The following is a 13,928-nucleotide window of genomic DNA, read 5'->3' on the forward strand; positions in this document are numbered from 1 at the left end:
GTCCTCACATGCGCTTGAGGATCGCCTGCTTGGCCAGGGCGAACTCCTCGTCCGTCAGGACGCCCGTGCGGTGCAGCTCGCCCAGCTCACGCAGCCGCCGCAGCAGCGCGTCGTGGTCGTCCTCGATCGTGGGCGCGGTCCGCTGCTGCGGGACCTCGTGCAGCCGCGGCCGCACCTCCGGTACGGCGGCGGCCGAGGGGTGCGGCAGCCGCGCCTGCACGGCCGCCGCGACCAGCGCCATCAGCGGGTCCTTCTTGAAGCCCCACAGCTCCACGGAGTTGGGGTCGTACTTCGGCGGCGCCTTGGTCGGCGCGCCCCGCACCGTGAAGCGCAGATGGCCGTTCTCCAGGCCGGCCGCGGGCTGCCACTCCACCGCGTCGATCTCGGTGACGGCGAGCGTCCGGGCGCCCGCCGCGGCCTTGGCGTCCTCGGTCTTCCAGTTCCACTCCAGGCGTACCTGCTCGCCGTCGAAGCCCGCCGTGCCGTCCCCGGCGGAGACGGAGAGCGGAACGGACGGGCCGGGCAGCAGATACTCGGTCACCGGGTCGGCCGGAACCTGGTCCAGGAGCAGGGCGTTGCGCACCTCGTCCACGAAGTACTCGGCGACGCCGTAGCGATCGGACTCGACCGTCAGCTGGTAGGGGTCGTTGGGCTCGGCGAGGCGGCCGCCGGTCGCGTGCAGCAGCGGGTCGGCGCCGTCGCGCAGCCGCAGTCGCAGTCGCCCCGACTTCTTCCCCTGCTCGAACGAGATACCGGCCAACGCCCCCAGGGGGACCACGAGTTCCCCCAGGGTCCTGCGCAGCAGACCCACGTTCTTGTCCCGGCCCGGGGTCAGTCGAAGGGCGTCGGCGTCGAAGGCCCACGTGCCGTCCTTCTGGATGATTTCCGCCATGAGGGGATTGTTTCATCGGTTCTGCGAGAGGGTGGTCTCTACCAATTCCGAAGGGAGCGCATGTGAGACGGCACCCCAGAACGACTCCCCGTATGGCCCGCATCCTCGGATCCCTGCTCCTCGTGGCCGCGGCCGGCGCCTTCACCGTCGGCGCGGCACCGTCGGCGAGAGCCACCCCCACCCCGCTCGACCGGGTGGTGCCGGCACCCGCGTTGGTCACCCCGGGCGGATCCCCGTACCGCATCACCCGTGGCACCCACATCAGCGTCACCGGCTCCGGCGAGGCCCGCCGGGTCGGCGAGTACCTGGCTGCCGTCCTGCGGCCGTCCACCGGCTATCCGCTCCCGGTGACGGCGAACGGGGACGGCGGCATCCGACTCCGCCTCACCAAGGGCGTGTTCGGCGCGGAGGGCTACCGCCTCGACAGCGGCCGCGGCGGCATCACCATCACCGCGAGCGCACCCGCCGGCCTCTTCCACGGCGTCCAGACCCTGCGCCAGCTGCTGCCCGCGGCCGTGGAGAAGAAGTCCGTACAGGCCGGCCCCTGGCTGGTCTCCGGCGGCACCGTCCAGGACTCCCCGCGCTATGCCTACCGGGGCGCCATGCTCGATGTGTCCCGGCACTTCTTCACCGTCGCCCAGGTCAAGCGCTACATCGACGAACTCGCCCTCTACAAGATCAACAAGCTGCATCTGCACCTCAGCGACGACCAGGGCTGGCGCATCGCGATCGACTCCTGGCCGCGTCTTGCCGCCTACGGCGGCTCCACCCAGGTCGGCGGCGGCCCCGGCGGCCACTACACCAAGGCCGACTACCGGGAGATCGTCCGCTACGCCGCCTCCCGCTATCTCGAAGTCGTCCCCGAAATAGACCTGCCCGGCCACACCAACGCGGCCCTCGCCTCGTACGCCGACCTGAACTGCGACGGCGTCGCGCCCCCGCTCTACACCGGCACCGACGTCGGCTTCAGCACACTGTGCGTGCCGAAGAAGATCACCTACGACTTCGTGGCCGACGTAGTCCGCGAACTGGCCGCGCTCACCCCGGGCCGCTATCTCCACATCGGCGGCGACGAGGCGCACTCCACCAGCCACGCCGACTACGTGGCCTTCATGGACAAGGTGCAGCTCGTCGTCGCCAAGTACGGCAAGACGGTGATCGGCTGGCACCAGCTGACCGGAGCGACCCCCGCCCCGGGCGCCCTGGCCCAGTACTGGGGCCTGGACGACACCAGCGCCGAGGAGAAGGCCCAGGTCGCCAAGGCCGCGCGGAACGGGACCGGGCTGATCCTGTCCCCGGCCGACCGGATCTACCTCGACATGAAGTACACCGAGGACACCCCGCTGGGCCAGGACTGGGCCGGCCTGGTCGAGGTGAAGCGGTCGTACGACTGGGACCCGGGCGACTACCTCGCCGGAGCCCCCGCATCGGCCGTGCGGGGCGTGGAGGCCCCGCTGTGGACCGAGACCATCACCGACTCCGCCGACATCGAGTACATGGCCTTCCCACGGCTCGTGGGCGCCGCCGAGCTGGGCTGGTCGCCCGCGGCCACTCACGGCTGGGACGCCTACAAGGTGCGGCTGGCCGCGCAGGGGCCGCGCTGGGACGCACTCGGCATCAAGTACTACAAGTCTCCCCAGGTACCCTGGCCGACGAGTTGAGAGAAGACTGACGGGCACCCCGGAGGACCGTACTCCGGGGTGCCCGCCGGTTCGTGAGGGCCTTCCTACCGCCCCGCGAGGGGATTGCGCAGAGTGCCGACGAGCTGGAGCGCGCCGGAGGGATCCGCGAGATCCACCATCTGCCGGTTGTCGCGCAACTGGAGCCGGTTGAGGCAGGACAGCGCGAACTCCGGAGCGAACAGGTCGTACTGCCGGAACTTGTCGGCGAGTGCCGGCGCCGACTCCTGATACTCGCGGGTGACCTCCGCGACCGTACGCCAGAAGTCGTCCTCCGCCAGGATTCCCTCGGTGGCGAGGTTCGCCGCGAGGAAGCGGAAGAAGCAGTCGAAGACGTCCGTGAAGACCGACAGCAGCTTCGTGTCCTCCGGCACCTCGACCCGGATCCGCCGCACCTCGGGCGGCAGCACCGCGTCCGGGTCCATCACCACGATCTCCTCGGCGATGTCCTTGTAGATCGCGCGCCGGACCACACCGTCCTTCAGGACCAGGATCACGTTCTCGCCGTGCGGCATATAGGCCAGGTCGTAGGCGTAGAAGCTGTGCAGCAGGGGCGTGTAGTACGCCCGCAGGTACTGGCGCAGCCACTCGGCGGGCGTCAGCCCGGACCGCTCGATCAGGGCGCCGGCGAAGGACGCGCCCTCGTGGTCCACATGGACCAGACAGGCCATGGTGGCGAGCGACTCGCCCTCCTGAAGGGACGGAACCGGGCTCTCGCGCCACAGCGCGGCCAGCATCTTGCGGTACGGCGAGTACCGGTCGGTCGCCGCCTCGTACTCCAGATGCCGGTAGCCGACGGCCGCGCGCTCCCGGATGATCGACAGCCCGGTCGACTTCAGCACCGGGTCGTTGTCGATCAGCCGGGCCAGCCAGTCGTTGATCGCCGGGGTCGCCTCCATGTAGGCGGCGGAGAGCCCGCGCATGAAGCCCATGTTGAGGACGGACAGGGCCGTCTTCACATAGTGCTTATCGGGGTGGGAGCGGTTGAAGAAGGTCCGGATGGACTGCTGGGCCAGATACTCGTCGTCGCCCTCGCCCAGGCAGACGAGATGCCCGCGGGCGACCTCGGCGGCGAAGGTGACGGTGAGCTTGTTCCACCACTGCCAGGGGTGGACGGGTATGAGGAGATAGTCGGCGGGATCGAGCCCCTGCTCGCGCAGAACACCCTCGAACCGCCCGACCGTCTCCGCGCCCAGCTCCTCCCGTACGAAGGTCTCGTACTCGATGCCCGCACCGGCCGTGAACGCCGCCCGCGAGCGGTGCGCGGCGAGCCAGATCAGCCGGACGGGGCTGGCGGTCTCCGGGGCGTACGACAGGTACTCATGGATGCCGAAGCCGAGCCGCCCGTTGTTGGCGACGAAGCAGGGGTGGCCCTCGGTCATCCCGGTCTCGATCGCCTGGAAGCCGCTCCGTGCCAGCTCGGCCACCGGGATCTGCGGTTTGCCGAGCTTGTAGCAGGTGCCGGAGAGGGTGGAGGAGATCTCCTCCAGGTAGACCGGCAGGATCTCGTCGCTCAGGCCCAGCGTGTCCTTCAGCTCGACGAAGAAGTCCAGCGCCGCGAGGGGAAGTTCGGCGTCGTCCCGGGTGCGGGTGATCGAGTCGGTGTCGACCTGCCAGTGGTCGAGGGCACGGCGGGTGGCCGTGAACCGGTAGCGGGTGAGACCGTCGTCGCTGTGGACGACGTACCCGTCGCCGTCCTGTCGGGGCGTGATGAGCCGCTCGTGCGCGAACTCGGCGAGCGCCTTGCGCACGAGCAGACGGTTGGCCGTCTCCCAGCGCTCGGGGGACAGATGGGCCACGGCGTCGGCGGGGCTCATACCGCCACCGCCTGCTCGAACCGCTCCCGCGTGCAGAAGCTCAGCAGCGCCTGCTTCTCCGGCTTGCGGATCTCCCGCTCGGGCACGAACCCGACGGCCTCGTTCAGGGTGTGCACCGCCTTGTTGCGCACATCCGGCTCGACGACGATCCGGGCGGTCGCCGGGTCCTCGAAGAGGTGCGCCACGACGGCGGTGATGACGGCCCTGGTGAAGCCGTGCACGGGCGTCTGCGTGGGCGGCACCAGGAAGTGCATGCCGACGTCCCCCGGCTCGGGCTCGTACAGCCCGACCAGCTCCCGACGGGCGGGGTCGTACCTCTCCATGAGGAACGCCGGCTCCCCGTCGAGCAGCCCGAGGAGGGCGTGGTGGTGCTCGTCGGCCGCGATCTCCATGTAGGCGCGTTCGACGTCCTCCAGCTTCGCGTCCCGCATCATCCAGAAGGCGGCCTTGGGATGCGTGACCCAGGCGTGCAGCAGCTCGGCGTCCTTGAGGGGGTCGAGGGGGCGGAAGGTGAAAGTGCCCGCCAGAGGGGCGGTGCTCATCGGTGACTCCTTGGGCGCGTTTTCTCGTTACCGAGATGGACAGGGCGGACGCATAGGTCGGTGTTGGTGTCAAGTTTCACGAAGACCGCTCCGCACATCCCTGGGGGTTACTACATTTCGAGGTGTGGGGGATCAGCATGTGAATCGGGCTTTCAAGTATCGGTTCCATCCGACGCCGGAGCAGGCGGCCGAGTTGTTGCGGACCTTCGGTTGTGTGCGCAAGGTTTACAAGATGGCGCTGGAGGCGCGGAGTCGAGTTTGGGACCAGGACGGTCGCAGAATTTTGCCAAGCGCTCCCAGTACCCTCGTTTCAAGTCGAAGAAGCGGTCGCGCTCGGCTGCTGAGTACACGCGGTCGGCGTTCAGGTGGCGTGACGGCAACCTGACGCTGGCGAAGATGACTGTGCCGCTCGATGTCCGCTGGTCGCGCTCTCTCCCTGACAACGCGGAACCGACCACGGTAACGGTGTCCTGCGATGCGGCGGGACGCTGGTATGTCTCTCTGCTGGTCGTGGACCCGGCCGTGAAGCACCATCCCGTCACCCACGCCGAGGTGGGAATCGACGTCGGGCTCAGTAACCTTGCGACCCTCTCCACCGGCGAGAAGATCCCTAACCCGAGGTTCGAGAGGAGAGACAGCGCCCGCCTGGCGAAGGCCCAGCGAGAGCTGGCCCGCAAGGAGAAGGGCTCGAAGAACCAAGCCAAGGCCCGCTTGAAGGTTGCCAAGGTCCATGCGCGCATTTCCGACCGGCGGCGGGACCACCTCCATAAGGTGCGCCTGGTACGGGCGCGAGCTCGTAGTCCTCGACGGATTCTTTCCGTCGAGCAAGATATGCGCGAATTGTGGCCTGGTGCGTGGCAGACTTCCGCTCCATGTCCGGGAATGGACGTGCGACGGCTGCGGCAGCCATCATGACCGGGACCACAATGCCGCACTGAACATTCTGGCCGCCGGGCAGGCGGTGTCGGCCTGTGGAGCCGACGTAAGACCTCAACGGATGTCCTCCGGACGGGCGGTTGGCAATGAAGCAGGAAATCTCTTGGCGCGAGCTGTGGGAACCCCCTCCTTGCAGGGCGGGGGAGATGTCAAACGGCGAACTCCTGGAACGCGATCGTCTTCTCGACCGGGTAGTACTCCGTGCCGAGCAGCTCGCGGATGATGGAGCTGTTGCGGTACGGGCCCATGCCCAGGTCGGGGCTGGTGACGCTGTGGGTGTGGACGCCGGCGTTCTGCAGGAACACCCCGCGGCCCGTCACGTCGATCGCGTAGTTGCGGGCGACGTCGAAGCGGCCGTGGCCGTCGAAGCGGAGGCGGTCGTGGACCGGGGTGAGGAAGGCCGGCGGCTCGTAGTGGTAGCCGGTGGCCAGCACCAGGCCCTCGGTGCGGAGTTCGAAGTCCTTGCCCTGCTCGTCCTGGTGGAAGCCGAGCGTGTACGCGCCCTCCGCGTGAGCGGCGGTCGTCAGCGTGGAGTTGGTCAGCAGGCGGGTGCGGACCGGGCGGTCGCCGCTCTCCACGTTCTTCTGGTAGAGCAGGTCGAAGATCGAGTCGATCAGGTCCGAGTTGATGCCCTTGAAGAGGCCCTTCTGCTGCTTCTCCAGCCGGTAGCGGGTCTCCTCGGGCAGCGCGCGGAAGTAGTCGATGTAGTCCGGGGAGGTCAACTCCAGGGTCAGCTTGGTGTACTCCAGCGGGAAGAACCGCGGGGAGCGGGTGACCCAGTTGAGCTCATAGGCGTGGACGTCGATCTCGGAGAGGAGTTCGTAGTAGATCTCCGCGGCGCTCTGGCCGCTGCCGACGATCGTGATGGACTTCTTCGCCTGGAGTTCCGCCTTGCGGGGCATGTACCGCGCGGTGTGGATGAAGTCGCCGTCCAGGTCCCGGCAGACCTCGGGCACGAAGGGGACCGTGCCCGTGCCGAGGACCAGATGACGGGCGCGGAAGGTCTCGCCGGCCTCGGTGCGGACGAGGTACAGATCGTCCTCGTACGTCACCTCGGTGACCGTCGTGCCGAAGCGGACGCTGCTCAGCTTGCCCGCGGCCCAGCGGCAGTAGTCGTCGTACTCGACCCTGAGCGGATAGAAGTTCTCCCGGATGTAGAACGAGTACAGCCGGCCCTTCTCCTTCAGGTAGTTGAGGAAGGAGTAGGGGGACGTCGGGTCGGCCATGGTGACCAGGTCCGACATGAACGGGGTCTGGAGATGGGCGCCGTCGAGGAACATTCCGGCGTGCCACTCGAAGTCGGGCTTCGAGTCGAGGAACACTCCGTCGAGTTCGGCGATGGGCTCGGTGAGGCAGGCGAGGCCGAGGTTGAAGGGGCCGAGCCCGATCCCCACGAGGTCGTAGGTCTTGTTCGGGGCTTCAGGAAGCGCGGTCAAGAGACTCTCCCAGGTACTGCTCGGCGTGGCCGGCGATCAGGTCGAGGACGGCGGCGATGTCGGTCGCCCGCGTCTCTGGGTTGAGAAGGGTGAACTTCAGGTAGTGGCGGCCGCCGACCTTGGTGCCCGCGACCACGGCGTCGCCGGAGGCGAACAGGGCCCTGCGGGCGTACAGGTTGGCGCGGTCGATCTCGGCCGGGTCGGTGACGGCCGCCGGGATGTAGCGGAAGACGAGGGTGGACAGGGACGGCCGGACGACGACGTCGAAGCGCGGGTCGGCGGCGAGCAGCTCCCAGCCCTCGGCGGCCAGGTCGCACACCTCGTCGAAGAGCTCGCCGATGCCGTCGGCGCCCATCACGCGCAGGGTCATCCACAGTTTGAGCGCGTCGAAGCGACGGGTGGTCTGCAGGGACTTGTCGACCTGGTTGGGGATGCGCTCCCGCACCATGCGGCGCGGGTTGAGGTACTCCGCGTGATAGGTCGCGTGCCGCAGCGTGGCGGAGTCGCGGACCAGCACGGCGGAGGAACTCACCGGCTGGAAGAAGGACTTGTGGTAGTCGACGGTGACCGAGTCGGCGCGCTCGATGCCGTCGATCCGGTCCCGGTGTTTGCGGGAGGCGAGCAGCCCGCAGCCGTAGGCGGCGTCGACGTGCATCCACACGCCGTACTGGGCGCACAGCTCGGCGATCTCGGGCAGTGGGTCGATGGACCCGAAGTCGGTGGTGCCGGCGGTGGCGACGACGGCCAGGGGAATCAGTCCGTCCTGTGCGCAGCGCTCCAGCTCGTGGGCGAGCGCGACGGTCTGCATACGCTTGTCGTGGTCGACGGGGACGGTGACCACCGCGTCCGGGCCGAGGCCGAGGAGTCGCGCGGACTTCTGCACGCTGAAGTGGCTGACCTCGGAGGCGAAGACGCGCAGTTTCGCGGGGGAGGCCGGATGTTCCCACCCTGCCCGCCCGGCCTTGGCCTCCTCGCGGGCCAGCATCAGCGCCTGGAGGTTGGACTGGGTGCCGCCGGAGGTGAACACGCCGTCGGCGGCCGCGCCGAGGCCGATGCGGTCGGCCGTCCAGTCGATGAGCCTGCGCTCGATGAGGGTGCCGCCGGCCGACTGGTCCCAGGTGTCGAGCGAGGAGTTGACCGCGGAGAGGACCGCCTCGCCGAGCAACGCCGGAATGACGACCGGGCAGTTGAGGTGGGCGAGGTAGCGGGGGTGGTGGAAGTAGATCGCGTCGCGGAGGTAGACCTCCTCCAGCTCGTCCAGGACGGCTGTGGTGTCGTGCAGCGGCCTGTCGAGGTCGATCCGCTCGATACGGGGGGCCAGGGCGTCGACCGTGACGCCGGTGAACGGACGGTCGGTGGTGGCGAGTTTGGCCGCCACCCGCTCGACTCCTTCGGTCACGGAGCGGCGGTAGTGCTCCGCGGTGAGGTCATTGAGCAGGTGCGAGCGCATGTGGGGGGTCCTCCGAGGGGACGGTCCGTGCGGGGAACGGGGGGAGAAGTGAAGCTCCGCGGTTCAACTTAGGTTAGCCTAACCTAAGTTAAAGGGAGGAGGGCCTGCCCCTTCCGTGACCGCGGTCACTGGGCCGGAGTTACTCGGACGCGCGGAGCTGCTCCTCCGTCAACCCACGTCGCCAGTAGCCGACGAACGTGACGCACCGGCGGTCGATGCCGCGCTCGCCGACGACGTGCCGGCGCAACGCCCTGACGCATCCGGACTCGCCCGCGATCCAGACGTAGGGCCGCTCGGCGGGCGGGAGTTCGATGTCGCGAAGGACGTCGAGGGCCATGGGGGACCGCTCGGTGCCGCTCGGGCCCCGCACGAGCCAGGTGACCTCTGCGTCCGCTTCGGTGACGACGTCCTGGATGTCGGCGGCGTGGTTCACCTCCAGCCAGACGCGCACCGGGGTGCCGGCCGGCAGGGTCTCCAGGGTGGCGCAGACGGCGGGTACGGCGGACTCGTCGCCCCACATCACCACCAGATCGGTCCCCTCGGGCGGGCGGAAGCGGATCGCGCGGTTGTCGGCGATCGCCGGGCCGAGGAGGAGGACGCGGTCACCCGGGGAGGCCTGTGAGGCCCAGTGCGAGGCGGGGCCCGACGGGCTGTGCAGCACGAAGTCGATGTCCACCTCGTCGGGGTCCCGGCGCAGGGCCCGCAGCGTGTACGAGCGCATCACCGCCCGTACCTCGTCCGGTAGTTCGCGCCACGCCTGCCACCAGCCGTCACCCAGGTCGAGGGGTACGACGGGCTCGGTCTGGCCGGGGTGCGGCAGGAACAGGGACAGGGACTGGTCCCGCCCGTGGGAGCGGAACGCGTGCAGGTCGGACCCGGTGAAGGTGACCCGGACCAGAGACCGGCCGAGCCGCCTCGTCCGTACGACCCGGAGGGAGAAGAAACGGAACGGAGCGGCCACGGCCGTCGTCATGTGTGCTCCTGAGGTGTCGTCAGGGATCAAGGGGCGGGAGGGCAGCCAACCCGGGGGCGCGGGACTGCGTCGATATGCGGCTCCGCCGCGTGGGCGCGACCAGCCACACACGGCTCGCAGTCGCCCACGATGCAAACGGCCCTCTCCCGGCGAAGCGCCTAGCTGACCTTCTTGGCCTTCTCCAGCGCCTCTGCGAGGCCGGTGAGCAGCGGCACGCACTTGTCGTACGACAGGATCGGCTCGGGGGAGCGGGCGATGACCTGGCCCGCCTTGACCGCGGGCAGTTTCTTCCAGGTCGCCTTGGTGATGTCGGCGGGCTGGATGGTCGCGGAGCGGTCGTCCATCATGATGATGTCGGCCTGGTATTTGTCGACGTTCTCCCAGCTCAGCGACTCGAACCAGCCGCCGCCCCGCTTCTTGGCGCTCTCCGGCGGCTCGACGAAGTTCACGCCGAGGGCCTTGAAGTACTCCAGGTCGATCGAGAGGTTGGTGCCGGAGACGTAGAAGAGATCGGCGCTCGCGGAACCGGCCAGCACCTTGATGCCTGGCTTGGCCTTGGCGGCCGCGCGCAGCCGGGCGGCGGCGTCCTCGAAGCGCTTCTTCGCGCCGGTGACCGCGGCGGCCTTCATATCGGCGCCGAGCGACTCGGCGAGCTCCCACATGCGCTGCAGCGACGCGGTGAGCTGGCGGTCGTAGACGGAGATGCCGACGCTCGGGGCGAGCTTGGCGATCTTGTCCTTGGACTCGTCGGGGACGTACCAGAGGGCGCCCGCTGAGTCGAACATCGTGGAGATGAGCACGTCCGGGGCGAGGGCCGCGTACTTCTCGACGTTGAACTGGCCCCAGGTGTTGCCGAGGACCGTGACCTTGCTGACGTCCATGTCGCCGGCCTGGACGTCGGCCTTGCCGTCCTTGGTCCTCGTCGGGCCGAACACGCCCTTGACCGGGATGCCGTAGTCGTGGAGCGCGGCGGCGACACCGGTGAACGCGACGATGTTCGCCGGGACCTCGGCCAGCTTCACGGTCGTGCCGCGGTCGTCCTTGAAGGTCCAGGGGCCGGACTCGGCAGCCTTCGCCTGCTCGCCCGAGCCCGCGGCTTTGCCCTTGTCGTCCCCGCAGGCGGCGAGTGCGGCACCGAGTCCGAGGGCGCCGCCCGCGACGAGCAGACCGCGGCGAGTGGGGTGGGTGGCACGGGCATGGGACATGGGTATGACTGCTTTCGACCGGGGCGAAGCGCCCGCCGGACAAGTTCGAAGCTAGGTTAGCCTAACCTTAGTAGTTGTCCAGAGGGCGGGCCGGAGCCGGGCGAGTGGGCCGCCTGTGTCCGGTCGCTTCACGCCCCGATCGTCAACGCGGCCGTCAGAACTTGTAGTTGGTGATGACGGCGTTGCCGTAGACGTCGTAGACGGACGCGTAGCCTTCCTTCGAGTCCTTCCAGGAGGCGAAGGCCTTGGCGATCGCGGTGGCGGCCGCCTGGGGGTCCGCCACCTGCGTCTTCCCGCCGTTGATGTCGGTGGAGATGTACGCGTTGCCCGTCTGCTTGTTCCACTCGCCGAGGATGCGGTCGACGCGGGTGACAGCGGTCTTCTGCTCCGCGGTTCCGTGCTCCTTGACCCAGGACCGGAACTCCGCGGCGTTCTGCTTCGACTGCGCCTTGTCCGTGTCGTCGGGCAGCTTCTCCACGACCCCGATCTTGTCCGGCTTCGCGGTGTTCTCGGTGGAGCAGGCGGTGGTTCCGGCGGCGAGGACGGCGCCGAGTGCGAAAACGGCGGCGATGCGGGGGGTGCGCTTCACGGAGGTCTCCATCGGATACATCGGATACATCGGATACATGGGTGGGGACATGGGGTGGGCCGGAAATGCCACGGTACCGGCACCCCGCGCGGGGTGCCGGTACGGCTGGAATCGGGTACGGCTGGAATTACCTGTCAGAACTTGATGGCGTCGGCCCTGTCGTTCCAGCTGCCGCCGTAGGTGTAGTCAATGTCCTTGAAATTCGCATAAAGGCTGTAGCCCGCCCCCAGGAAAAGGTGGGGATCCGGCATGCCCGTGCGGAAGTCGTACAGCTCGACACCGCGCTGCGGCCGGTTCACGAACGCGGAACTGGCCTTGTCCCGGAACGAGGGCGAGTACTGGTCGAGGTGACGGGTCTTGGCCTCCGCATAGGTCGGCCACTGCAGACGCCGGCCGGAGTAGTTGGCGTCCTGCCACAGGCACACATAGGAGCTGGGGCAGTCCGAGTAACCCCGGGCGGCGACGCCCTGCTTGGCCTGCTTCGGGCTCGTCAGCGCGAGCTTCATCTGCTTCGGGCTCGCCAGTGCCTGCTTCGCGCCCGCCCGCGCCTGGGCCGTGGGCGCGTGCGCGGCAAGGTACTTGTTGGACTCGGCGTCGCTGTCGAAGCACCGCATGGTGCCGTCCTCCGACACCTCGACGCAGACGTTCGCGCCCTTCCAGTCGGACGCGGGGTCGATCTTGTCCCCCTTGTAGTACATGTCCACCTTGTCGGTGGAGCCAGGAGCCGTACGGACCGCCGTCTCCTGCTCGGGCGTGAGGACTCCCGTCACGACGTCGGTGGCGGAGCCGGTCTCACCGGCCGCCAGCGAAGGCGTGGCGGCCAGACCGGTCAGCGTCATGGAGCCGACGGCCGCAATGGTCAGCATGGTGCGTATGCGCACAAATACCCCCTGGTTCAGTTGGCGCACAGCGGGGAAGAGAGCACGTCGAATCGTCCGGGCGGTCGGCCGAAAACCGAATGGCCCGGAGGCAGGCGTGAAACCGTCAGCGAATGCGACGCCGTGCCGAAAGCACGCGTCGCCGCAATGGAATATCGCTCACGACGAAATCTCTCCCCCGTTTTCCCCTTCCGATCCTGCGCATCCCCGGTGGTCGGTGGGGTGCCATGGGCAGGTGATCGGAATCTGATCGGAATCTAACATGACCGCCAACTTTTGGCCAAGTGTTATCCGTTGAGGGTGCGTCAGGGGGCTTGGGCGCCAGGTGCGGAGACGGCGGGGCGGCGCCCGCCGCTCCGGGGCGGCCTCAGCCGGCGACCAGTCCCAGCTCCCGGGCGATCAGCATCCGCTGCACCTCGCTCGTCCCCTCGCCGATCTCCAGGATCTTGGAGTCGCGCCACATCCGGGCCACCGGGTACTCGTTCATGAAGCCGTAGCCGCCGTGCACCTGGGTGGCGTCGCGGGCGTTGTCGACCGCGATCGTGGAGGAGTAGAGCTTGGCCAGGGCCGCCTCCTTCTTGAAGGGCTCGCCGGCGACCAGGCGGCTCGCCGCGTCGCGCCAGGCGAGGCGGGCCGTGTGGGCCTTCATCTCCATGTCGGCGATCTTGAACTGGATCGCCTGGTTGGCACCGATCGGCCGGCCGAAGGCCTGCCGCTCCTTCGCGTACTTCACCGACTCGTCCACACAGCCCTGCGCCAGACCGGTCGCGAGCGCCGCGATGGCGATGCGGCCCTCGTCGAGGATGCGCAGGAACTGCGCATAGCCCCGGCCCTCCTCGCCCAGCAGATTGGCTGCCGGGACACGGACGTCCGAGAAGGACAGCTCACGTGTGTCCGAGGCGTTCCAGCCCACCTTCGAGTAGGGCGCCGCCACGGTGAAGCCGGGAGTGCCCGACGGGACGATGATCGCGGAGATCCGCGGCCGGCCGTCCGGCTTGCGGCCGGTGACCGCGGTGACCGTCACCAACCCCGTGATGTCCGTGCCCGAGTTGGTGATGAAGCACTTCGAGCCGTTGATCACCCACTCGTCCGTCTCCGGGTCGAGACGGGCCGTCGTACGCGTCGCGCCCGCGTCCGAGCCGCCGTCCGGCTCCGTGAGCCCGAACGCGCCCAGCATCTCGCCGCTGCACAGCCGGGGCAGCCACTCGCGCTTCTGCTCCTCCGTGCCGAAGAGATGGATCGGCATGGTACCGAGCGAGACCCCGGCCTCAAGCGTGATCGCGACCGACGAGTCCACCCGGGCCAGCTCCTCCAGCGCCACGCCGAGCGCCAGATAGTCGCCGCCCATGCCGCCGTACTCCTCGGGGAACGGCAGCCCGAACAGGCCCATACGGCCCATCTCGCGGACGATCTCGTAAGGGAACTCGTGCCGCTCGTAGAAGTCACCGATCTTCGGCGCCACGACGTCGTGGGCGAACTCCTCCACCGTGCGGCGGAGTTCTTCGAGTTCGGGGGAGAGTCGGTGGTCCAT

At 68.6% G+C, this 13,928-nt stretch carries 11 protein-coding genes and 1 pseudogene; 2 read left to right on the forward strand and 10 right to left on the reverse strand.

The window, feature by feature from the left end:
- Window positions 1–4: 4 nt before the first annotated feature.
- Entirely contained in the window at window positions 5–892 is an 888-nt protein-coding gene (locus ACZ4EG_RS01250; RefSeq protein WP_390706745.1) for a DUF4429 domain-containing protein, read from the reverse strand.
- Window positions 893–984: 92 nt separating this feature from the next.
- On the opposite strand from ACZ4EG_RS01250, the gene ACZ4EG_RS01255 reads away from it, so the two are divergent.
- On the forward strand, window positions 985–2,553 hold the full coding sequence (locus ACZ4EG_RS01255) for a beta-N-acetylhexosaminidase (RefSeq protein WP_467789103.1): 1,569 nt from the start codon (window positions 985–987) through the stop codon (window positions 2,551–2,553).
- A gap of 65 nt (window positions 2,554–2,618) precedes the next feature.
- On the opposite strand, the gene ACZ4EG_RS01260 is transcribed toward ACZ4EG_RS01255, so the two are convergent.
- Together ACZ4EG_RS01260 and ACZ4EG_RS01265 are read right to left on the reverse strand one after the other, a co-directional pair.
- Window positions 2,619–4,388 (reverse strand): IucA/IucC family protein, encoded by a 1,770-nt coding sequence (locus tag ACZ4EG_RS01260; protein ID WP_467789104.1) that lies wholly within the window; start codon window positions 4,386–4,388, stop codon window positions 2,619–2,621.
- A complete protein-coding gene (locus ACZ4EG_RS01265; RefSeq protein ID WP_467789105.1) occupies window positions 4,385–4,930 on the reverse strand; it encodes a GNAT family N-acetyltransferase in 546 nt (181 codons plus the stop codon). The genes ACZ4EG_RS01260 and ACZ4EG_RS01265 overlap by 4 nt, the downstream gene beginning before the upstream one ends.
- A gap of 124 nt (window positions 4,931–5,054) precedes the next feature.
- Here ACZ4EG_RS01265 and ACZ4EG_RS01270 point away from each other — a divergent pair.
- Window positions 5,055–5,964: pseudogene (locus ACZ4EG_RS01270) on the forward strand (RNA-guided endonuclease InsQ/TnpB family protein); the annotation flags it as partial.
- A gap of 51 nt (window positions 5,965–6,015) precedes the next feature.
- Here the strand turns inward: ACZ4EG_RS01270 and ACZ4EG_RS01275 are convergent.
- The 7 genes from ACZ4EG_RS01275 to ACZ4EG_RS01305 all read right to left on the reverse strand — a co-directional run bounded on the left by ACZ4EG_RS01275 (window position 6,016) and on the right by ACZ4EG_RS01305 (window position 13,928).
- Window positions 6,016–7,302, reverse strand: a complete 1,287-nt coding sequence (locus ACZ4EG_RS01275) for a lysine N(6)-hydroxylase/L-ornithine N(5)-oxygenase family protein (RefSeq protein ID WP_467789106.1) — start codon at window positions 7,300–7,302, stop codon at window positions 6,016–6,018.
- On the reverse strand, window positions 7,286–8,752 hold the full coding sequence (gene desA, locus ACZ4EG_RS01280; protein WP_467789107.1) for a lysine decarboxylase DesA: 1,467 nt from the start codon (window positions 8,750–8,752) through the stop codon (window positions 7,286–7,288). The genes ACZ4EG_RS01275 and desA overlap by 17 nt, the downstream gene beginning before the upstream one ends.
- Before the next feature lie 139 nt (window positions 8,753–8,891).
- Complete coding sequence (locus tag ACZ4EG_RS01285) at window positions 8,892–9,725, reverse strand: siderophore-interacting protein (protein ID WP_467789108.1); 834 nt, start codon at window positions 9,723–9,725, stop codon at window positions 8,892–8,894.
- A 158-nt stretch (window positions 9,726–9,883) separates the two neighbouring features.
- Entirely contained in the window at window positions 9,884–10,930 is a 1,047-nt protein-coding gene (locus ACZ4EG_RS01290; protein ID WP_467789109.1) for an ABC transporter substrate-binding protein, read from the reverse strand.
- Window positions 10,931–11,084: 154 nt separating this feature from the next.
- The gene (locus ACZ4EG_RS01295) at window positions 11,085–11,519 is read right to left on the reverse strand and encodes a hypothetical protein (protein WP_467789110.1); all 435 of its coding nucleotides are present in this window, start codon (window positions 11,517–11,519) and stop codon (window positions 11,085–11,087) included.
- A 134-nt stretch (window positions 11,520–11,653) separates the two neighbouring features.
- A complete protein-coding gene (locus ACZ4EG_RS01300) occupies window positions 11,654–12,385 on the reverse strand; it encodes a peptidase inhibitor family I36 protein (protein WP_467789111.1) in 732 nt (243 codons plus the stop codon).
- 379 nt (window positions 12,386–12,764) lie between these two features.
- Window positions 12,765–13,928: an acyl-CoA dehydrogenase family protein gene (locus ACZ4EG_RS01305; RefSeq protein WP_467789112.1), complete on the reverse strand. Its 1,164-nt coding sequence runs from the start codon at window positions 13,926–13,928 to the stop codon at window positions 12,765–12,767.

The sequence above is a fragment of the Streptomyces sp. NPDC025638 genome, from assembly GCF_055558775.1.